This window comes from Bacillus australimaris (assembly GCF_001307105.1).
Taxonomy (GTDB): Bacteria; Bacillota; Bacilli; order Bacillales; family Bacillaceae; genus Bacillus; species Bacillus australimaris.
In genome coordinates this window covers 340,241-361,319 of sequence record NZ_LGYN01000026.1, presented here as the reverse complement: position 1 = coordinate 361,319, position 21,079 = coordinate 340,241, and the positions used below count along the sequence as shown (strand labels likewise).

Annotated in this window: 19 protein-coding genes; 10 read left to right on the top strand and 9 right to left on the bottom strand. The window is 40.6% G+C overall.

Going from position 1 to position 21,079, the window contains the following annotated elements; all coding sequences use genetic code 11:
* Positions 1 to 11 precede the first annotated feature (11 nt).
* The 3 genes from AKG37_RS13485 to AKG37_RS13475 all read left to right on the top strand — a co-directional run bounded on the left by AKG37_RS13485 (position 12) and on the right by AKG37_RS13475 (position 3,719).
* Complete coding sequence (locus AKG37_RS13485) at positions 12 to 1,973, top strand: methyl-accepting chemotaxis protein (RefSeq protein ID WP_060699260.1); 1,962 nt, start codon at positions 12 to 14, stop codon at positions 1,971 to 1,973.
* Between the two features lie 74 nt (positions 1,974 to 2,047).
* Positions 2,048 to 2,833 carry an SDR family oxidoreductase gene (locus AKG37_RS13480; protein ID WP_060699259.1) on the top strand — a complete coding sequence of 262 codons (786 nt, stop codon included), beginning with the start codon at positions 2,048 to 2,050 and terminating at the stop codon, positions 2,831 to 2,833.
* Positions 2,834 to 2,846: 13 nt separating this feature from the next.
* The gene (locus AKG37_RS13475; RefSeq protein ID WP_060699258.1) at positions 2,847 to 3,719 is read left to right on the top strand and encodes an NAD(P)-dependent oxidoreductase; all 873 of its coding nucleotides are present in this window, start codon (positions 2,847 to 2,849) and stop codon (positions 3,717 to 3,719) included.
* A 36-nt stretch (positions 3,720 to 3,755) separates the two neighbouring features.
* On the opposite strand, the gene AKG37_RS13470 is transcribed toward AKG37_RS13475, so the two are convergent.
* A complete protein-coding gene (locus AKG37_RS13470; RefSeq protein ID WP_060699257.1) occupies positions 3,756 to 4,556 on the bottom strand; it encodes a CAP domain-containing protein in 801 nt (266 codons plus the stop codon).
* Positions 4,557 to 4,893: 337 nt separating this feature from the next.
* Here AKG37_RS13470 and AKG37_RS13465 point away from each other — a divergent pair, with 337 nt between their 5' ends.
* Complete coding sequence (locus tag AKG37_RS13465) at positions 4,894 to 7,020, top strand: peptidoglycan D,D-transpeptidase FtsI family protein (RefSeq protein WP_060699256.1); 2,127 nt, start codon at positions 4,894 to 4,896, stop codon at positions 7,018 to 7,020.
* A 156-nt stretch (positions 7,021 to 7,176) separates the two neighbouring features.
* Entirely contained in the window at positions 7,177 to 9,006 is a 1,830-nt protein-coding gene (locus AKG37_RS13460; protein WP_060699255.1) for a PAS domain-containing sensor histidine kinase, read from the top strand.
* Between the two features lie 25 nt (positions 9,007 to 9,031).
* Here the strand turns inward: AKG37_RS13460 and AKG37_RS13455 are convergent, their stop codons facing one another.
* The gene (locus tag AKG37_RS13455; protein ID WP_060699254.1) at positions 9,032 to 10,201 is read right to left on the bottom strand and encodes an aminotransferase A; all 1,170 of its coding nucleotides are present in this window, start codon (positions 10,199 to 10,201) and stop codon (positions 9,032 to 9,034) included.
* 293 nt (positions 10,202 to 10,494) lie between these two features.
* Between AKG37_RS13455 and AKG37_RS13450 the strand changes: the two genes are divergently transcribed.
* Entirely contained in the window at positions 10,495 to 11,379 is an 885-nt protein-coding gene (locus AKG37_RS13450; RefSeq protein ID WP_060699253.1) for a cation diffusion facilitator family transporter, read from the top strand.
* A 64-nt stretch (positions 11,380 to 11,443) separates the two neighbouring features.
* On the opposite strand, the gene AKG37_RS19015 is transcribed toward AKG37_RS13450, so the two are convergent.
* Positions 11,444 to 11,596: a hypothetical protein gene (locus AKG37_RS19015; protein ID WP_162838481.1), complete on the bottom strand. Its 153-nt coding sequence runs from the start codon at positions 11,594 to 11,596 to the stop codon at positions 11,444 to 11,446.
* A 302-nt stretch (positions 11,597 to 11,898) separates the two neighbouring features.
* Here AKG37_RS19015 and AKG37_RS13445 point away from each other — a divergent pair, with 302 nt between their 5' ends.
* The 3 genes from AKG37_RS13445 to AKG37_RS13435 all read left to right on the top strand — a co-directional run bounded on the left by AKG37_RS13445 (position 11,899) and on the right by AKG37_RS13435 (position 14,858).
* The gene (locus AKG37_RS13445; RefSeq protein ID WP_060699252.1) at positions 11,899 to 12,438 is read left to right on the top strand and encodes an RDD family protein; all 540 of its coding nucleotides are present in this window, start codon (positions 11,899 to 11,901) and stop codon (positions 12,436 to 12,438) included.
* A gap of 127 nt (positions 12,439 to 12,565) precedes the next feature.
* Positions 12,566 to 13,876: an MFS transporter gene (locus tag AKG37_RS13440; protein WP_060699385.1), complete on the top strand. Its 1,311-nt coding sequence runs from the start codon at positions 12,566 to 12,568 to the stop codon at positions 13,874 to 13,876.
* Positions 13,877 to 13,949: 73 nt separating this feature from the next.
* Positions 13,950 to 14,858 carry a chemotaxis protein gene (locus AKG37_RS13435; RefSeq protein ID WP_060699251.1) on the top strand — a complete coding sequence of 303 codons (909 nt, stop codon included), beginning with the start codon at positions 13,950 to 13,952 and terminating at the stop codon, positions 14,856 to 14,858.
* A gap of 38 nt (positions 14,859 to 14,896) precedes the next feature.
* On the opposite strand, the gene AKG37_RS13430 is transcribed toward AKG37_RS13435, so the two are convergent.
* Both AKG37_RS13430 and AKG37_RS13425 read right to left on the bottom strand, forming a co-directional pair.
* Positions 14,897 to 15,358 carry a YkyB family protein gene (locus tag AKG37_RS13430; RefSeq protein WP_060699250.1) on the bottom strand — a complete coding sequence of 154 codons (462 nt, stop codon included), beginning with the start codon at positions 15,356 to 15,358 and terminating at the stop codon, positions 14,897 to 14,899.
* A gap of 181 nt (positions 15,359 to 15,539) precedes the next feature.
* Positions 15,540 to 16,454, bottom strand: a complete 915-nt coding sequence (locus tag AKG37_RS13425) for an AraC family transcriptional regulator (RefSeq protein WP_060699249.1) — start codon at positions 16,452 to 16,454, stop codon at positions 15,540 to 15,542.
* 113 nt (positions 16,455 to 16,567) lie between these two features.
* Between AKG37_RS13425 and AKG37_RS13420 the strand changes: the two genes are divergently transcribed.
* Positions 16,568 to 17,464 (top strand): DMT family transporter, encoded by an 897-nt coding sequence (locus tag AKG37_RS13420; protein ID WP_060699248.1) that lies wholly within the window; start codon positions 16,568 to 16,570, stop codon positions 17,462 to 17,464.
* Positions 17,465 to 17,646: 182 nt separating this feature from the next.
* On the opposite strand, the gene AKG37_RS13415 is transcribed toward AKG37_RS13420, so the two are convergent.
* The 4 genes from AKG37_RS13415 to AKG37_RS13400 form a co-directional block, all read right to left on the bottom strand.
* Positions 17,647 to 17,862, bottom strand: a complete 216-nt coding sequence (locus AKG37_RS13415) for a hypothetical protein (RefSeq protein ID WP_060699247.1) — start codon at positions 17,860 to 17,862, stop codon at positions 17,647 to 17,649.
* Between the two features lie 306 nt (positions 17,863 to 18,168).
* Positions 18,169 to 19,446, bottom strand: coding sequence for an MFS transporter (locus tag AKG37_RS13410; protein WP_060699246.1), 1,278 nt, complete (start codon positions 19,444 to 19,446; stop codon positions 18,169 to 18,171).
* 73 nt (positions 19,447 to 19,519) lie between these two features.
* Positions 19,520 to 20,017, bottom strand: coding sequence for a L,D-transpeptidase family protein (locus AKG37_RS13405; protein WP_060699245.1), 498 nt, complete (start codon positions 20,015 to 20,017; stop codon positions 19,520 to 19,522).
* Between the two features lie 156 nt (positions 20,018 to 20,173).
* Complete coding sequence (locus AKG37_RS13400) at positions 20,174 to 21,031, bottom strand: metallophosphoesterase (RefSeq protein WP_060699244.1); 858 nt, start codon at positions 21,029 to 21,031, stop codon at positions 20,174 to 20,176.
* Positions 21,032 to 21,079: the final 48 nt, after the last annotated feature.

The following is a 21,079-nucleotide window of genomic DNA, read 5'->3' as shown; positions in this document are numbered from 1 at the left end:
GGGGTGATGAGATGTTTAAGAAACTTCAAGTGAGAATAGCTGTTTTCATCTCAGTTATTTTAATTTTAACCGTTGTGGCTGTTCAAGTGGGTTCCAACTTAGTATTAACACCACTTATTGAACGAGATGCAAAAACCACCGCAACAGCAACGGCAGAAAGCATGAGAGACATTATTACAGAAAAGCTTGATAATTACGCAAATACAATTAACAAAGTGGCAACAGGTACAATGACTGAAGAATTTGCGCAAAAACAAACAAAGCAAACATTAGCTTTTGAAAAAGATGCACTTAAAAACTTGCAGGAACAGGATAAACTCATTTCGTTTACCTATATTGGAACAAGTGACGGCAAAATTTTTGGATTCCCAGAGTTCGATCTTGGCGAAGGGTATGATCCATCTAAACAAGGTTGGTATAAACAAGCAGCCGAAAAGCCTGATCAGGTCGTATGGACAGATCCATATGTTGATGAAGCAACGAAAAAAGTGATTGTCTCAGCGACGAAGGCGATTGTCAAAAATGGGAAGGTCATCGGGGTCGCTGGACTTGATTTGAAGCTGTCCTCCATTCAAACTTATATAAATGAACAAGAGATTCCTTATAAGGGAACCGCTTTCTTAGTTGATGGCACAGGCACTCTTTTGGCGCATCCAACAGAGCAAGGAAAAAACATATCAAAGGTCGCCTCTGTGAAAAAAGCGCTTGACAACTCAGGTATTGATGACAAAAAAGAACTGACGGTCATATCTAAAATCAAAGAAGCCAATTGGACAGTTGGTGTCAGCTTTGAGAAAAAGCAACTGCTTTGGATTACAGAACAAATGAATCAGACAAGTATCATTATATCCGTCATTGGCATTATTCTTGCGATGATTCTCAGTTTCTTATTGGCAAGAAGCATAACAACGCCAATCAAGCGTCTAATAGAGCATGCTCGTAAGGTGTCAGATGGCGATCTAACAAGCACGCTTGAAACGAAGTCTAAAGATGAAATTGGTTTCCTCACAAAAAGCTTTAATCAAATGACTGAGGACATCAGGGAGTTAATTGAAAAAGTAAAAGGGGCTTCAGATCAAGTTGTGAAATCAGCGGATGAAGTGACCCACATTTCAAATGAGACCTTGCTGTCCAGCGAACAGATTGCAACGGCTATTCAAGAGGTGGCAACAGGGGCATCTAAGCAGGCATCAGATGCAGAAACGATTAATGAGAAATCAGAGCATTTGTATGAGAAAGTGCGCCATATGGGTGAGCTCGCCTCACAAATGCTAACCAACTCAAAATCATCTGAAGATGCAAGCTATAAAGGGCTTGATGCACTTGGTGTGCTCGTCCAAAAATCAACACAAACGAGCGAAGAATCGAAAAAGGTAGAACAAATGCTGTTAGACCTTGAGCATAAAACGAAAAATATTGAAAACGTCGTAACTGCTATCTCTGAAATCTCGGATCAAACGAATTTACTTGCACTTAATGCAAGCATTGAAGCAGCGAGAGCAGGAGAAAGCGGACGAGGATTTGCTGTAGTTGCAGAAGAAGTGAGAAAGCTTGCTGAACAATCTGCTCAGTCAACAAAACACATTAGTGAAACCGTCAAACTCATTCAAGATGAATCGAAGAAGGCAGCTGAAGCGATGACAACAGCAAGTAAAATGAATGAGGAACAAGGTGACGCCATCAATGCAACAGGCGAGGCACTGAGCAGCATCACAATGGAAATGCAGGCACTTGTCGGTTCAATTGACAGCATTCATACACAGATCAATGAAATGACAGAAGAACAGCAGAAGATGAGTGACTCCATTCAAAGCATTGCTGCCATTTCAGAAGAATCTGCTGCCTCAGCTGAGGAAGTGCATGCGTCTACAGATGAACAAGTCCAAGTATTAGAAAGAACGAAAACATCAACTGAAATGCTGAACGAATCAAGCCAGGCGTTACGTCAGGCGGTTGACCGATTTAAGGTGTAATCAGCGGAAAGGAACCTTGCGACGTGAGCAAGGTTCTTTTTGTGTGATAAAATAAAAGCAGAGGAGGTGTTGACATGGATGTCAATCTATCTGGAAAAAAAGCATTGGTGGCTGCAAGCAGTCAAGGTATTGGAAAAGCCATTGCCTTTGCTCTAGCAAAAGAGGGAGCAGACGTAATGCTCTCAGGAAGACATGAACAAACGCTGAAAGAAACAGTGAAAGAGCTGTCCCCGCTTGTCAAAGGACAGCTGGCTTATCAAGTATGTGACGTATCTGACGCCGGGCAAATCAAGTCGCTTGTTCAAGCGGCGGCTGGTGATGAACAGTGTCTAGACATTCTTGTGAACAATACAGGAGGGCCTAAAACAGGTACGCTCGACACCTTAACAGATGAAGATTGGATGGAATCATTTCAGCTTCATTTACTCAGCTATATTCGATTATTAAAAGAGGCATTGCCTTATTTGAAAAAACGCGGCGCACGAGTGTTAAATATTGCGTCAATGTCAGTGAAAGAACCGATCCCGGGCTTGATGCTGTCGAATACATTTAGACCTGCCATTGCCGGATGGACAAAAACAGCCGCTCAGGAGCTTGCAAAGGATGGTATTTTGATCAATACGTTAGCGCCGGGGAAAATTGAAACAGACCGCGTCAAGCTATTAGAGAAGCACCGCGCACAAACAGAAAATCTAACGGTTGAAGAAATTAAAGCACAGGCTGAACGTGCGATTCCGCTTGGCCGTTACGGACAGCCAGAGGAATTTGCAGCATATGCAGCTTTTCTTTTATCTGAAATCAATACATATATGACAGGTCAAACACTGATCATTGATGGTGGATTGACCAAGTCTCTTTAAGGGGGAACAAGTGATGGCACAAATCAAAACAGTTGGTTTTATAGGAATCGGTGTAATGGGACGCAGCATGGCAGGACATTTAATGGATGCAGGATATGAGATTCTCGTTTATACAAGAACGAAAGCAAAAGCAGACTCATTGATTCAAAAAGGCGCAGCATGGAAGCCGGCAATAAAGGAGATAGCAGAGAGTGCTGATGCTGTCATCACAATGGTGGGATATCCATCAGATGTAGAAGAAATCTACTTGGGAGAAGATGGGCTTGTGGCACATGCCGCGCCTGGTACATATCTTATTGATATGACGACATCGAAGCCTCAGCTTGCCAAAGAAATTGAGATGAAAGCGAAAGAAAGAGGTGTATTTACATTAGATGCACCTGTATCAGGTGGAGACATAGGCGCTCAAAATGGCACGCTGGCTATTATGATCGGCGGAGAAAGATCAGCCTATGAAGCCTGTCTGCCGCTGTTTGAGAAAATGGGAGAGAACATTCAATATCAAGGTCCGGCAGGCAGCGGTCAGCATACAAAAATGTGTAACCAAATTGCGATCGCAGCGGGTATGGTAGGTGTCGCAGAGGCAATGGCCTATGCTGAAAAATCAGGACTTGATCCAGAGCAGGTACTCAAAAGCATTACAACAGGTGCAGCCGGCAGCTGGTCTTTATCAAACCTTGCACCAAGAATGCTGAAAGGTGATTTCGAGCCAGGATTTTATGTGAAGCATTTTATCAAGGATATGGGCATTGCGCTTGAAGAAGCAGAGCTGATGGGCGAAGAAATGCCAGGGCTCTCACTTGCGAAGTCACTTTATGAAAAGCTGAGCGAACAGGGCGAAGAAAACAGTGGAACTCAAAGTTTATATAAATTATGGGTGAAATAAAAAACCTGTCCCAATGAGGGGCAGGTTTTTTTGATATTATTTTCCGATGAATTGCTGTGTCCAGTAGTTGCCAGATTTCACATAACCAACACCGATATGTGTATAGTTTTTGTTTAGAATGTTCGCTCTATGGCCTTCACTGTTCATCCATGCTGTCACAACTTCTTGAGGAGATCTTTGACCTTGGGCAATGTTTTCACCTGCTGTTTTGTAAGTGATACCGAATTGCTTCATTTGATCAAATGGAGATCCGTAAGTTGGGCTTGTATGAGAGAAATAGTTTTTATCTTTCATATCTTGAGATTTTGCACGAGCAGATTTGCTTAATTTGGAATCAACAGAAAGTGCTTTTAATCCTTGTTTTGCACGCTCTTTATTTGTAAGCTCAACCACTTCTTTTTCAAATGCATTTGAGCTGCTGTCTGCTTTTGATGCCGTTGTGTCTTTTTGGTCCGCTTTTGTGTTGTTATTGTTGTTTGTATTTTGTTTTGCTGGAGTGCTTGGTTTAGAAGCAGTTGGTTTTTTCACTGATTCTTGTTTTTGTTCATTTTTAGCTTTGTTTACTTCTTTCACTACTTTTGTTCCAGTAACAGGCTGGCCGCTTTTGATCAGCTTGTTTAATAGAGCTTCGATCTCTTTTTGGTCTTGCTTGCTTAGCTTGTTTACATCTGAAGAGATATGTAATTTTGCCGCTAATGTATGAAGATCAATGGCTTGATGTTGTACTTGTATGACTTGTTTCAGGTTAAGCTCCTTCGCATCAGCTGAATGTCCTCCAGTGAACGTGATGAGTGCAGCAGCTGTCAGCGCTGAAAAAAAGAATGATTTCTTCTTCATATTGTAACTCCTCCTAAAATCTTTGTTTTGTTTTCTCACAGAAAATCATAACATGGACTTTTTGTTATAAACGTACCAGCATCCTCCATTGACAGGCGGCTGTTTGTCATTTTTGTTATAGTCATCGGAAGAGCCGCTTCATATCAAAGGATAGGGAATTCTATCATTTAAAGAAAACGACATAAACATACCAAAATTTTAAAGTGTTAGTATATTTTTTTGTAGAATAGGGATTGACAGCTTTTTTTCACTTGTTTCGCTGTAACAACTATTACAAAAGTGTTACAATAATGAGTGATAATTGTAAAAGATTGAAAGGATGAGAGGAGCTACATAAGTGGGAGAGAAACAGCATCAAGGTGCTGCCGAGCAGAAAAAAATGAAGCGCCGGAACGCCTGGAGAATTAATCTCTTTTTCTTCGCTGTATTTAGTTTATTTGCTGGACTTGTGATCAAGCTTGGTGTACTGCAAATCGTCAATGGTGAAGATTATAAAAAGCAAGCCAACCGAACAGAGGTCAAAACAGCATCATACCCGTCTCCAAGAGGAAAAATGTATGACGCGAGGGGAAGAGTCGTCGTTGATAACGAAAGTGTACCTGCCATCGTTTATACATCAGAAAGCGGTGTGAAAGCGAAGGATAAGATTAAAGTAGCAAGAAAACTTGCGACTTATATAAAAATGGATACTGATTTTTTGAGAGAGCGAGACATTCGAGATTTTTGGCTGGCGAGCCATCCGCAAGAGGCCGAAAAGCTCATTTCAAAAGCGGAAAAAAAGGATATTGCTGCAAAGGATGTCTATCCGCTTCAAGTAGAGCGTGTGCCGAAAGAAGAAGTGAAGGCGATCGAAAACGATGCATCTGAAAAAGCAGTTGCAGCGATCTATCGTAGATTTACAGGCGGATATGCCTTTGAGCCTCAGATCGTTAAAGCAATGGACCCAAATGAAGAGAAAAAAGGGGACGAAAAAGTTGCTTTACTCGATGAAACAAAAGAATCAAAACAGACATCATCCGTCAGCTTGACATATGAAGAGATTTCACTTGTGTCAGAGCATCTGGATGAACTGCCTGGTGTGAACGTCATCAACGACTGGACAAGAAAATATCCATATGAAAAGACCCTTTATAATGTACTTGGCGGTGTGACGACACCGGAGCAAGGAATCATTAAAGAGCGCGAAGATTACTATATGGCAAGAGGCTACTCGCGAAACGACCGGGTAGGGAAGAGCTATTTAGAATATCAATACGAGGATTTCCTAAACCCAGAGAAGGCGACCGTTCAATATACACAGGTTGGCGGGAAGCTTCTCGATGAAATCAAGCGGACAGAGGGCCGAAGAGGACTTGATCTTGCGCTGACATTCGATATGGAGCTGCAAAAGGAAGTCGACAAGATCGTCGAATCAGAGCTTAGATCTGCTAGCGCAAGAAACTATATGATGGACCGTGCCTTTGTTGTCATGATGGACCCTAACTCGGGAGATATCCTTGCCATGTCAGGCAAGAAAATGGACGGCAGAGACGTCACAGATTATGCCATCGGAACATTTACGACCCAATACGAAATGGGCTCTGTTGTCAAAGGAGCTACAGTACTTGGCGGGTATCAGGACGGGATGTCACACAACCAATCTTATATGGATACACCGCTCTATTTTGCAGGAAGTGGAGGAAAGCCGAAACAGTCTTACAAAGTTCTTGGTTGGGTCAACGACCTTCAGGCACTCCAAAAAAGTTCCAACGTCTACATGTTCCAAGTAGCAATGAGAATGGCGGGCATCACCTATCAAAAGGATGGGCCGTTACCTGCAAGACCTGAGCACTTACAAAAAATGCGAAACTACTATGCGCAATTTGGTCTTGGCGTGAAAACAGGAATCGATCTGCCGCAGGAATCAAGCGGGATGCAGACACATCCTAAGACGGTCGGCGGACTTTTGCTTGATGAAGCGATTGGACAGTATGACACGTATACACCGCTTCAAGTGGCACAATACATGTCAACCATCGCCAACGGAGGCAGCCGTGTTCAGCCAAGAGTGGTGAAAAGTGTTCATCTTCCAACAAATAAGGAAGAAGTGGGCCCAGTGGTGAAAAAATATGAGCCAAAGGTGCTGAACAGGATTAACAACTCGAAAGCAGATATTGACCGCGTCAAAATGGGATTGAAAATGGTCACATCAACAGGCGGAACAGCGGCTGGCCGGTTTGGTCAGCATGATGTCGCAGGGAAAACGGGAACAGCACAAACCTTTTACTATGGTGCCAACCGCAGCTGGTGGGGGAATGCCACGTACAATTTAACCTTTGGCGGATATTATCCTTCATCTCATCCAGAGGTGGCTTTTAGTGTTGTGACACCTTATGTCTCAGATAAAGATCCCGTCATTAAAAACATTCCTAGTAAAATTGTGGATAAGTACGTAGAATTACAAAAGAAATATGAAAAGCAATAAACAGCAGGGAGCACAGCAGCAGAAAGTGCTCCCTTTTTGCTGAAAATATGGACGTTTCCCGCGATGATGGAAGGAAAATACGGGTTTTCTAGCGAATCTTTTTTATACATCAACCTAAGGACAACCCTAAAAAATGAAAAGGAGGGTCGGACGACGATGGAACAAAAAATGAAAGATTCGAATCAATTGTATTCGAATATCGATTTACATGCCGTTCTTTCTTCTAATGGCCGCTTTCTCTACATTTCTTCCAACTGTAAGCAGCTTTTGCTCTATGAACAAAAGGATTTACTAGGGTGTTTTTTGAAAGACTTTGTTCATACTGAAGATCAATTTCTCGTTGAAAGTTATTTCTACAATCAGCACATGCTAGAGATTTGCCACTTTAGACTGCTTAGAAGTGATCTGACAGCTGTTTGGATCGAAGCGAGCATTGATTTTGTTGCTTGCGATGGTTTAGACGACGATTTAGGTAGAGAAATGATCCTGAAAATGAGGGTGCTGGACGATGAACCTCAAAAAGCAGCATTTCAAACAACATCAGAAGTAGCAGAACAGTCGTTAGGCAGTCTGCCGGCTTTCCAAAATGTTAGTGAAGCTGAACAATTGATTGCCATGCTGCCAAATCCGTTATGTATTACAACATTAGGGAAAATTGTTTATGCAAACGATGCCATGCTGCAATTAATGGGTGTAAGTACGAGAGATGATATGATTGGCAAGTCCGCGTTTGATTTCATTGCTGAAGAGTACCATGATATTGTCAGAAGCCGAATTACAAGGCTGCAGCAAGGACTTCCAGTCGGGATGATTGAACAGATATGGAAACGAAAAGATGGGAGCACGATTCATATTGAAGTGAAGTCATCACCAGCGATCTATCAAAATCAGAGGGCAGAGCTTTTACTGCTGGTGGATATCTCATCCCGTAAAAAATTCCAAACCGTTCTTCAAAAAAGCAGGGAGCGGTATCAGCTGCTCATCCAAAATTCCATTGATACGATTGCGGTCATCCATGATCACAAATGGGTGTTTATGAATGAATCAGGCATTAAATTATTTGAAGCAGAGCATTACGATAAATTAATAGGAAAGGATATTTTTCACCAAATCCATTCCTGTGATCAGCAAAAGGTCAAAAAGAGCTTATCACGTATTATTGAAAGAGCATCAGATTCTGAAATTGTCACGATGAGCTGTCATACTTTTAAACATAAGCTGATTTATACAGAAATGGTGTGTATCCCAACCACATTCTTTGGAGAAACAGCCGTTCAAATTATTTTAAGAGATATATCCGAACGTAAGCAGACAGAAGAGCTCATGCTTCGCTCTGAAAAATTATCGATTGCAGGTCAATTGGCTGCTGGTATTGCACATGAAATAAGGAACCCATTGACCGCCATCAAAGGCTTTTTGCAGCTCATTAAACCGAAAACAAAAGATCGTGATCAATATTTTGACATTGTTTTTTCTGAGCTGAGCCGGATAGAAGTTATATTAAGTGAGCTGCTGATGCTGGCAAAACCGCAGCAAACAGCATCGATGCAGACGCTTGATTTGAAAAAAATCATTAGCGAAGTCACAGCTTTGCTAGAAACACAAGCTAACTTAAATGGCATTTTAATGAACACACATGAGATAGAGGAAAATCTCTTGATGAACGGAGATCAAAATCAGCTCAAACAGGTGTTTATCAATTTAATCAAAAATGCTGTGGAATCGATGCCGGATGGAGGAAAGGTAGACATCACGGCCAAAGCAGAAAGAGAAGGGATACTCGTCACCATTCGTGATGAAGGGGTCGGCATTCCTGAATCGGTGATGAAGCGGATTGGAGAGCCCTTTTTAACCACAAAGGAAAAAGGCACTGGACTTGGTCTCATGGTGACATTTAATATTTTAGAAAATCATAACGGGACGATCCGTGTGGACAGTCATCCTGAAAAGGGCACAGTATTTCACATCAAGTTTCCTGCAAAATAAAAACAACGGCAAGTGAGCCGTTGTTTCAATCTAGCGAACGAATTGAACGTTTTTCAAGAACAAATTGTTCCAAGCGGTCAAGTCCTTCTTTTAAAGTTTCAAGTGAATAAGCATAGGACAGGCGCACATACCCTTCGCCGAGTGGAGAGAAGGCAGAGCCAGGTACGACAGCAAGTCTTGTACTTTCTAACAGCTCCATGCAAAAATCAAAGGAACTCATCCCGAACGATTCAATGGATGGAAAAATATAAAAAGCGCCAGAAGGTTTAATGACCGGAAGCCCCATAGAAATGAGCCGATCATATACATAATCGAGCCTTTTCTTATATTGCTCTCTCATGATTAGCGCATCATCCACACCATTTGTCACAGCTTCAAGTGCCGCCTTTTGTGAGACAGCCGAGGCACAAGACACGTTATATTGATGTACTTTTAATACATGTTTAGCAATTGGAGCTGAAGCAAATAAAAAGCCAATTCTCCATCCTGTCATGCTATGAGATTTAGACAGCCCATTGATCACAATGGTTTGTTCTTTTAAGAAAGAGGCAATTGAATGATGCGGCCGGTCAAATGTCAGCTCACTATAGATTTCGTCAGATAAAATAAAGATGTCTTTTCCTTCAAGGAGCTGGGCAATTTCTTTCAATTCTTCTTCTGAAAGTGTAACACCAGTTGGGTTTGAAGGATAAGGAAGAACCACACACTTTGTCTTTTCCGTTAATGCATCCTCAATCAGCTTGGCATTTAATTTAAAGCCAGCATTCGTTGTGTCGATATGGACGGGCGTGCCGCCGCACATCCGAATGATCGGTTCATAGCCGGGGTAAACAGGGCCAGGTAAAATGACCTCGTCACCTTCTGTCAAAATGGTTCGAAACGCAGCATCGATCGCTTGACTTGCACCTGTCGTGACAATGATTTCTGACTCTGCATCATAATCAAGATTGACTTTCTTCTTGATATACTGCTGGATCGCTTGTCTTAGCTCTAGGAAACCAGCATTGTGAGTGTACGAGGTGAAATTCTCGTCAATGGCTGTTTTGGCAGCTGTTTTGACATGATGCGGCGTATAAAAATCGGGCTGGCCGATCGTCAATGATACGACATCCTCATATGACGATACGAGATTTGAAAATGTTCGAATGCCTGAAATTTCAATATCCTTTACTCTTGGATTCAGCAAATGCTCCATTTCTCATCACCTTAAAAATTTATGTTTTTATCCTATTTTACCATTCACTGCATAAATGTCACCTGCGAAGGGCACTGGATATCGTTATATGTAGTCTATTCTCCTATTTATCACAGCATGAGTGATATATTGAAGAAAGAGCAACATTTATTATAGCGTAACCTTACGAGAAAATACAGGTTGTGATGAAGATGGTTAGAAAATGGACAAACTGCGTAAACTGAAAGAACGTGAGAATCAGGGTCATGGGAATTGCTTTCATAGACATACGATCTCCTAAAGGAGGACGAAAGATGGAACAATCAGCGAAGACATCGAAAATCGCGTTTCTATCTGTGATGAGCAACACATTTATTGTCGTCTTAAAAATCATTGTCGGGCTGTTAACTGGATCTGTTGCGGTTTTATCAGAAGCCATTCATTCCTTTCTTGACTTAATGGCCTCTTTTATTGCATTTATCTCTGTTCGTATTTCAAGAAAGCCAGCAGATTCAAAACATCCTTATGGGCATGGCAAAGTCGAAAATATTTCTGGAACGATTGAAACACTGCTCATATTCGTTGCTGGCATTTGGATTATATACGAATGTGTTCACAAATTAATGCATCCAGAGCCAGTCAAGCTGCCTGTGCTCGGCATTGTGGTCATGCTGATAGGTGCGCTCATCAATTTTGTTGTATCGAGGGTTGTGAACAAAGAGGCAGAGCGAGTACATTCAGTCGCCATGAAATCGAATGCACTGCACCTTTTAACGGATGTGTATGCGTCATTAGGAGTGGCATTCAGTTTACTGCTTGTGGCATTAACCGACTGGTATTTCCTAGATCCGATCATTGGAATGGTTCTTGCTCTCTTTATTATGCGTGAAGCGTTTAAGCTCATGAAGGAGGCTTTCCCGCCGCTTGTGGACGCACGTTTAACACCGGAGGAAGAACAATTGATTGAAGCGATCATTCAAGGGTTCAGTGAAGAATTCATTGAATATCATGACTTTCGAACAAGGCGGTCTGGTGCGGAAGAATATATTGATTTCCATTTGATTGTGAATGGGAAAACAACCATTGAAGATGTTCACCAACTATGTGATCGAATTGAAGAGAAAATTCAGCTGGAATTTCCACATGCACAAATCTTTATTCATGTGGAACCTGAAAGTGAAAGAAGCTCAAAAACGTAAAAAAGGCGATCAACCTATTCTCAGGTTGGATCGCCTTTTTTGACGCTTCATCTATGAAATGAAATCAATATCCATAAGCAGTATCGTAATCTTCATACCAAGAGATATAAGCTGTGTCATCATTAGACAAACCTTGCTTCATATCTAAGAAATCAGCTTCGCAAATATCCTCAATTACAGTCATTTCGTTGTTCTTTAATAGTACGACAGTTCCCATCATGAACACCTTTCTTTAAAAAATCCTTGACTATTGTACCATGTGAAGCACGGTTGTCAACAGAAGAATGGAAATAAGACGAAAATATCACAAAATGTTAAAAAGTCAGGAGGTGAAAGAACTATAAGTGCCATCTTTTTCACAAAATTTTCAGTCATTATTCACATAAACCGTTTGAGTCACGCTGATCTAAAATATATGTAAAAGTGTAAAGCTCCATTGATCTTGCTATATTCATAGGATATAATAACGAATGATTATAAGAAATTTATAGAAAACATACATAATAAAGGAGAAATAGGATGGAAACCAATATTACAGAACCGCACATTCAAGAAAAGAAGCATCCTGAGCTAGCAGGCGTAGGCTATCGTTTTCTTGCACACCTTTTGGACGGTATCATTATCGGAGTACCAATTGCTTTTATCATGTTTATTTTGGCGTCAGTCTTTTTTGTCTCAAGCCCAGGAGCAGCCCTGATGATGGATGACGATAGTTATTATTATTCTTCAACCGTCATGACGGATGAGGAATGGGAAGCTATTATGGGACTGATCATTTTCTATATAGGGGCAGTCTTGATGGGGACCGTGGTGACATGGCTTTATTACGCCATCATGGAATCATCAAAATTACAAGGAACACTCGGGAAGATGGCTCTTGGCATCAAAGTAACAAAAGTCACAGGCGAAAAGGTCACATTCGGGCGTGCAACTGGCCGCTTCTTTGCAAAAGGCTTTTTGTCTCCAATCTTATATATTGGCTATATCATTGCCTTTTTCACAGAAAAAAAACAAGCACTTCACGATTTGATTGCAAGTACCATTGTTGTGAAGAAATAATGAAAGAAAAAGCACCTCTGCTATATAGTAAGGGGTGCTTTTTGCATAGATTGCTTGTATGGAAGAGGGAAACATGACATAAAATAGATTGATCGTGAAAACTGAGGCAGGGAAGGGAGACAATCTATTGAGAAGCGGAAAAAAGACGATACAGAAAAAAGGGGCAGGCTTCGGTCTGTTTTTGACAGCACCTGTGTTAGCCTGGGCGTTGTATGATTTTGCAAATACGATATTTTCATCAAATATGATCACCATTTTCTTCCCATTCTACTTACAGGAAACGATCGGGGACAGTGCAAGAATGGATCAGATCGCCAGTACCTTTATTTCTTATGCAAACGCACTAGCCAGCTTTTTTCTTGTCATTTTTACACCATTATTCGGAGTACTGATTGATCGGACAGGAAAAAAGAAGCGCTATATCACGATGTTTACTTTTATATGTATTGCTTGTACGTTTCTGATGGGAATCTTTGCTGGAATTGATTTCTCAAGCGAATGGTTTGGGCTGCCTGTCTCCTTATTAGTCGTCGTCACCTTGTTTGTGATCGCAAAGTTTTTCTATCATTCTAGTCTTGTTTTCTATGATACGATATTGCCCGATCTTGGGACAAAGGATGAAATCCCGCTTATTTCTGGATTTGGCATTGCTGTTGGTTATTTAGGGACACTTGTCGGCCTCTCTGTTTATTTACTTGTCGGTAATGACCAGTTTCATGAAGCCTTTATTCCGACAGCCCTTTTATTCTTTCTCTTTTTTCTTCCGTTTCTCTTTTTTGTAAAAGATCCTCATCCACTGCCGCAGCAAGAGAAAAAGGCGTCTTTTTTCAGCGGGTATAAGGAGATTGTTCGCACGTTTAAAGAGATGAAGCAATACAAGCCAGCTTTTATCTTTATGATCGCCTTCTTTTTTATGAATGATGCCTTACAAACAGCGATTGCGATGATGGCTGTTTATGCGAAAATCATTATTGGCTTTACTGCTGGGCAGTTTATTTTGCTTTATCTTGTGTCGACCATATCAAGTATCATTGGTTCCTTTCTATTCGGATATATCACAAAAGCGATTGGGGCAAAGCGCTCGATTACAGTCGTGTATGTCATTTTAATTGTGGCGCTCATCCTGGCTGTAACAGCGACAACTGAATGGGTCTTCTGGGTAGCAGGCAGTTTATTCGGGATTTCGCTTGGCGCAAGCTGGGGGGCATCACGAATATTGATTATTGAGCTCACACCGCAGGAAAAGAGAGGACAGTTTTTTGGTCTCTTTGCCTTCTCGGGGAAGGTGTCTTCCATTATCGGGCCCATCATTTATGGCTCAGTCACTCTGCTGTTTGCAGCGCACGGAAATGTCGCAAGCCGCCTTGCACTAGGATCTTTGCTCATCCTTGCAGCGATAGGACTTGTGATTCATCAATTCGTTCGAGAGAAAGCGTAAAGAAACGTCAACTTTTTACCTATGCTGCCGATATAAAAAGTACAATCTTATATTGAAGAATAGAGGGATTTCCGTGGCTTTAAACAAACAAGAAATTTTACTTGACTCTGGTACCAATGAATTGGAAATTGTGAAGTTTGAAATTGGTTCAAATCAATTCGGCATTAACGTCATGAAAGTAAGAGAAATCATTCAGCCGGTTGAAGTGACGGTTATACCGCACTCTCACCAAGATGTAGAAGGGATGATTAGTTTACGAGGCGAGATTTTACCAGTCATCAATCTATTTTCCTTTTTTAATGTGGAGTCAGATCAGTCAGAACAAGAAAAATATATTGTGACTGAATTCAACCAACGGAAATTTGTGTTCCATACAGGAACGGTATCACAAATTCACCGCGTCAGCTGGGAAGAGATTGAAAAGCCAACTGCACTTAATCAAGGGATGGACCGTCATTTAACGGGCATCATTAAGCTTGATGAAAAAATGATTTTCCTTCCAGATTACGAAAAAATCATTTATGATATTGAATCCGCTTCTGGTGTTGAGACGTATCATATGTTTGACGGTGAGAAAGACGAGAGAAGAACAGGGAAGAAGCTGTATGTCGTTGAAGATTCTCCGCTTCTTATGCGTCTTTTAACAAATGAATTAACCGAAGCAGGCTATAAAAACATTGTGACCTTTGAAGATGGCAAACAGGCATATGATCATGTCATGGATCTTGTCAGCAAAGGAATCAGTGTAACAGAAGAAATTGATATGATTATTACGGATATCGAAATGCCTAAAATGGATGGTCATCGATTAACAAAACTGCTGAAGGACAATCCTTTAACAAATTCTATTCCGATTCTCATTTTCTCTTCGTTAATCACTGAAGATTTGCGGCATAAAGGGGAGACCATCGGTGCGGATGATCAAATTAGTAAACCAGAGATTCATCAGCTGATTGAAAAGGTTGATCACTTTATTATCTAAACAAAAAACCACTCGGCATGAGTGGTTTTTTTTTCTGTTTAAAAATAGCTTTCCCCTAGTCGTTTGAAGACGGGCTTGGTGTAATGTGATTTTGGTTTTGTGGCGGTAGGTTTTTCTTTTAAACCGACATACGTTTGAAGTATTTGCTTTGCTCGATTTAATGACATATTCGCTTTCGGATTGCGATATGATTGATTTAAATTTCCTAAGTGTGGCAAAAATTCGAAGTCTTCTTTTGTTGGTGGCAGGTGAAAATAATAATCTCCAATTTCAATCAGCACGTCGGACTGTTGTTGACTATACTTGGGATTGTTAGAGAAATGTAGGCCCACTTTTCTTCCTTTACCTTCTTGCAATAGTTTTTGCAGCGCACGTTTTTTCAAAAGATAAAGAAACTTGGGATTTGGTGCAGTTTTAGCATGGCGGTTAACAGTATAAATGGCTTTTGCGATGTTTTCTGCTGTAGGTTCTATGTCTTTAGTATGAGCATAATCGTCCATTTTTTCTCTCCTTTGTCTTTCGTCTTCCTGTGCTTAGTATAAATTATACGTTTTTATTAGTAAATTGCAAATAGGGTTATTGTAAAAAGCGATCGGATTCTCATCGCTCTTATTTACAATAGCCATTCATGATGGGTCTCATACGGCTTCTTCATTTTAGCAAAAACACGATTCGTCATCATTACTCTTCTACCCGTTTTAGCTGGAGAGCATGCGGCAGTTTTAATTTTCTATATGCTAAAGGTGTCGTATTTTTTATTCTTTTAAACATATTGATAAAATAGCTAGTGCTGTTGAAGCCTACTTGGTAGGCGATTTCTGTTATATTGAAGTCCGTTTCTTGAAGCAGGATAAGACTTTGCTGAATTCTATATTCATTTACATAATGAAGGGGTGATTTCTTTAAAATATCTTTGAAGTATCTGCAGCATTCAGAACGGCTTAGCTGGCCTTCACGAGCGATATCTTGGAGAAGAACCTTTTCATGATAATGCTGATGAATCCAATTCAGCATGTGTTTCATCCGTTCATTTTTATTGTGTTTACGCACATCATGTTTCATTTGAAAGCCATTTTGTAATAAGTTTTTCCAAATGATGATGAGCTGAATATTGAGTTCAAGTTCATAATATGCGGGTGTCTCATCAATTAATTGTTGAATGGTTTGAATACATTGATAGATATGCTTTGCCCAGCGGTCTTTCCAGTTGAATAAAATATAAGGTGTTTGGCTTGCATGCATATAAGGATGGACAAATGTGGTAAATAGTTCATTCGCTGTGATGAAATGAGGCGAGACGTTTAAACAAATATAAGTACATGCTGTTCCATTCGCTTCTTTTGCCATGTGCAGGCAGCCGCTATTGATGAATATGCCATCCCCTTGCTTCAAACATAACGTCTCTTCATTTATTTGGAATTCAGCCTCACCTTCTAAAATAAAGACAAATTGAAACTCGTCATGCCAGTGAAGAGGGATATAGCCGCTTCTATGGTGCCGAATCTTCGTATGATAAAGAGCAATAGGCCATGTTGTCGTGGAATGCTCCGTTAATTCTTTCAGGTTGTAGTCAATCAGAAAATGATGGTTGCGCATAATTCTCCTCAATATTCTTATATTTTTATGTTCAATTGATATATCAATATGTAACAAAGTGAACTACTATCAACTATATTATCATGATTTGTTGAGAATTGAGGAGAATGAAAATGAATAGGAGAAAGGGAATTTTACTTGTACTCATAGGCGCCATCTGTTGGGGAGTAGGGGGAACGATTTCACAAAAATTGTTTCAGCAATATGGGATTGATGTCAATTGGCTTGTGACCGTCCGGCTGCTCATTTCAGGGGGATTGCTTTTATTTGTTCATGTTATGACAAAAGAACGAGCACATCTGATTGGCGTGTGGCAAAAGAAGAGGACCGCGATACAAGTCCTTCTATTTGGACTCATGGGCATGCTGGCTGTTCAATATACTTACATGGCATCCATTCAGCATGGAAATGCAGCTGTGGCGACGCTGCTGCAGTATACAGCTCCCGTCATGATTATCGTGTATTTAGTCATTCGCAGACAATCAGCCTTCACAGTAAGAGATATGTTGACGGTGGTATTGGCTTTAGCGGGTATGTTTTTCTTATTGACGAATGGTTCTGTTTCAACATTAACTGTACCATTTGCGGCAGTAATTTGGGGAATACTATCAGCTGTGGCGCTCTCGTTTTATACGCTATATCCAATCAACCTGTTAAAACAATTTGATTCTCTAGTGGTTGTTGGCTGGGCCATGCTCATTGGGGGAGGCGTCCTTAGCTTGATCCATCCTCCTTGGAAGGTCAACCTGACTCATTTACCTTTTGAAGCGTATGTCTATTTACTGTTTGTGGTCATATTTGGAACGATGATCGCTTTTTGGTTTTACATAGAAAGTCTACAATACTTATCACCAAAAGAGTCGAGTTTAATTGGAAGTGTTGAGCCCCTTGCAGCTGTTGTCACGACTGTTTTCTGGTTAAAAGAGCCATTCGGTCTTTTCCAATGGATAGGGACAGCTTGTATTGTATACATGATTTTATTCATGGCATTGTATCAGCCAAAAAAATGAACGGGGATAATAGGAGGACTTATCAAAAGAATTGACTGAATGAAATGTAAATAAAGTGAAATATTAGTTCGTGATAACTACCTATTTATCAAAAATGGGTAGTTTCTCAAATGATATTGTTTCGTTTATACAATATTTACCATATGCCAACAGTGTTGAACATATGGCTTAAACAGGATGAATTATTTCGTATGAATAGAATAAGCGCAATAGAAACATCCATTAAAATCAGCTTCATTCGTCAATTGTTTGGCTTCTTCAATGGCGCTTTCACCATTCATATGCAGGCCAATCAACGTTCGGCTTGTAGCATCACCTAAAAATGCACAATCTTCAGTATGTACAACAAATTGTCCCTGTTGATCTTTTGTATGAATAAAATAGTAACTTTTTAGCATTTCTTTCACCTCCAACCTGACTATCCTACTATAAAACTTCCAAAGGTGTAAAGGAATTTTATTAAAATTGTTGTAATTTTATACACATTTCTGTTGTGTGAAAAACAAGAAAAAGGGAGCAACATAACGAGAGTTACTATATCGATGGAGGAGGGTTTAGTACTGGAAGATATGATAAGAAAGGAATTTGTCTTTGGTCGTCGGAGATATAAATAGGTTCAATCAACAGAGTAAATAACGTCATAGTGCATTCCATCTATGAAAAAAAGGACTTTCTTTATAAAGAAAGTCCTTTTGACTATTCATTTATTGAACTCCCTGACCCTTTAGTTCACGCTGCACGTCTAGGTCGGCAGCTTCTCTGCTGAACTTTGGCAGTGTAATGAAGTAAAAAAGGAAGACGAGTAAAATAATAAAGCCCATTCCGTAATAAATATAAGAAACATTTGTGATGAGTTTTGGAAATAGTAAAGCAATCAAACCTAATGTCATCGATTGGGCAAACATGGTGAGCGGATCAACCCATCCTGATACACGTCCCATCAAACGAGGGTGGACGATTCTCGGCAGCCAGCCGCCAATGACAATGTTCACTGGACCAATGCAAGTACCAATGACAAATGATGTGACATAAAATAACCATAATGAATGAGTAGAACCAAGGACAAAAATCAGAATGCCTGCGACCAAAATAGGAATCGACATGAGGTATTGCATCTTGACCTTTTTAGCCAGAACAGAGCCCATTAAGCTTCCAACGAGCAGCCCTGCACCGATTGCGATGGTAAAGAAGGATGTATGCAGCTCGAAATGGTCTGGTGAAAGGCCATATTTCATTGTAAACATCGGAAGAACGGCAAATGCGCCATTGACTAGACCGAAAACAAAGAATCCGAAAATTAAAGAAGCCAATAATTTATTTTTTAAAATATACAGAATGCCTTCTTTAAAATCTTTCAGGGACGTTTTAACGGTCATGCCTCTCCAGCCAGCTTGTCCATTTGGCTGACGCGCTTCAATCGGAATGTTACATGAACGAATCAGGATGCCGGAAATAATAAAGCTGACCAAATCAATGGTAATGGCACCGTGAAGTCCAATCGTCTTATACATAATGGCACCAAGGCCGACACCAAACACCATAAATAAACTAAACAGCATTTGATTTAAGCCAGCGGCTTTTGCATATTGATCTTTATTTAAAATGGCCTGAACGAGAGAGGCTTCAGCTGGATAGAAGAACTTCGTAATGGCACTTCGAATGAACAAGATCAAGAAAATAAGTGGCAATGAATTAAAATAAATAACGATGAATAATACAATCGTCAGCCCAGCTCGTATCCAATCGCAATTCTCTGCGACTTTTTTACGATCAAAACGGTCTGCGACCACACCGACCATAAAAAAGACAAAGATGGTAGGAAGAGAATACATGAGCTCAGCCAAAGTGGCGTATGCAGGCTGATGACTAAAATGGTCGAGCAAATAAAAGGCAAACGCCATATTGCCTACTGTTGTCCCCATTTGCGAGGCAAGTGCTGCAAAAAAGAGACGAACAAAATTTCTGTTTTTAAAAATATCCATAAATACGCTCCTTAACCTGAAGATCCCACTTTATATCATATAAAATTTTAACCATTCATACAATTGATTTCTCCTACTGGCTAATGGTCACAGGTGTTCCGTTTGGAACGAGTGAGGCAAGCTCGAGGACATCCTGATTGTACATACGAATACACCCTCTAGAAACAGCTTTACCAATTGAAGACGGGTTATTCGTCCCATGAATGCCGTAATGAATTTTCGAAAGGCTCAGCCAATAAGCGCCAAAGGGCCCTCCTGGGTTTGGCTGTCTGTTGACAATATAATAAGAACCTGTCGGTGTCATATTTAAAATTTTTCCTGTTGCAATCGGATATGAACGAATAAGCTCTGATCCAGAAAACAACACGAGACGTTTCGTTGAAATCGAAACAGAGATGCGGTAAGGGATCGTACTAGGATCCGGCAAACCAGGAATGGTGATGACCTCATTTTGTTCAGGCTCTCGATTTTGAAGTGACGGATTTGCAGCCTTTAAGGCATCTGTTGTTGTTCTGAAATCAAGCGCTATAGAAGCTAGTGTTTCTCCACTTTTAACCGTGTATCGCAGCACCAAAGCACACTCCTTTTGCACAAATAAAAGAAGCCATGATGCCGTCACTAAACATACTATATGGACGGAATCAGGCCCAGTAAGGTTTCTCCTAACATTTGTCATGAGAAAGATCTTTGATTATACATATGCAGGAAAGGGTGGTTTGGCTTCTGTTTATACGCGGGATGTGAAGGTGAAAAAAGTTAACTCAGGTTTGGCTAAAAATCGAAGCGGCAGCCGTGTTGTCCCAAGTCCACGGTTGACATAGATGCGGTGCTGATCGCTGCCGTATAAACCCTCTACATATGTATGGCCGTAAGGTGCTGTGAGAATCGGTCCATAGAAAGGAAGCTGCACTTGTCCGCCATGTGTATGTCCAGAAAGCTGTAAGTTAATGGGGGTTGATTTCAGTTCTAGTGCGGCATCTGGCTCATGGACGAGCAGTAGCGTAAATAAATCAGACGAAACTTCCTGTTTGATCAAATTGTAATCAGGCACACTCATCATAAGGTCATCCAGTGTAGCAATCTGAATATGCGCATGATCTTTTTCTAATAGAAACACATCATTTTTACATAAAGTAAATCCACAAGCTTCCATTGTTTTCTCATAAAGCTCCACGCCAAATGGTCCGTAGTCATGATTTCCGTAAATGGCGAGTTTGCCGAACGGAGCATGAAGCTTGGTTAAATAATCCTTCGCTTTTTCATGCTCTTCAGTTGATGCTTCAAAATCAACAAGGTCACCTGTGAATACAATGAGATCTGGAGATTCAGCATTGATTTTCTGGACGATGGCTTCTAGATCCTTCGCTGGAAATGTATCACTTAAATGAACGTCACTAAATTGGGCAATTTTAAACTGGTCAAATGAAGCTGGAAGCTGAGCATCTTGAATGGTGAGTGACACAGTATCGATCATACGCGGCTCGATGTATCTGGCATACCCATATCCACAAGTTGTAGCCAAAAAGCCGAGAATACTCGCTCCAGCTGCTCCTTTTAAAAACTGTCTGCGGGAAAGTTGCTTCATATAAGACTCCTTTATTAATAAGATTAAGTATAGCATCATATTTGGATA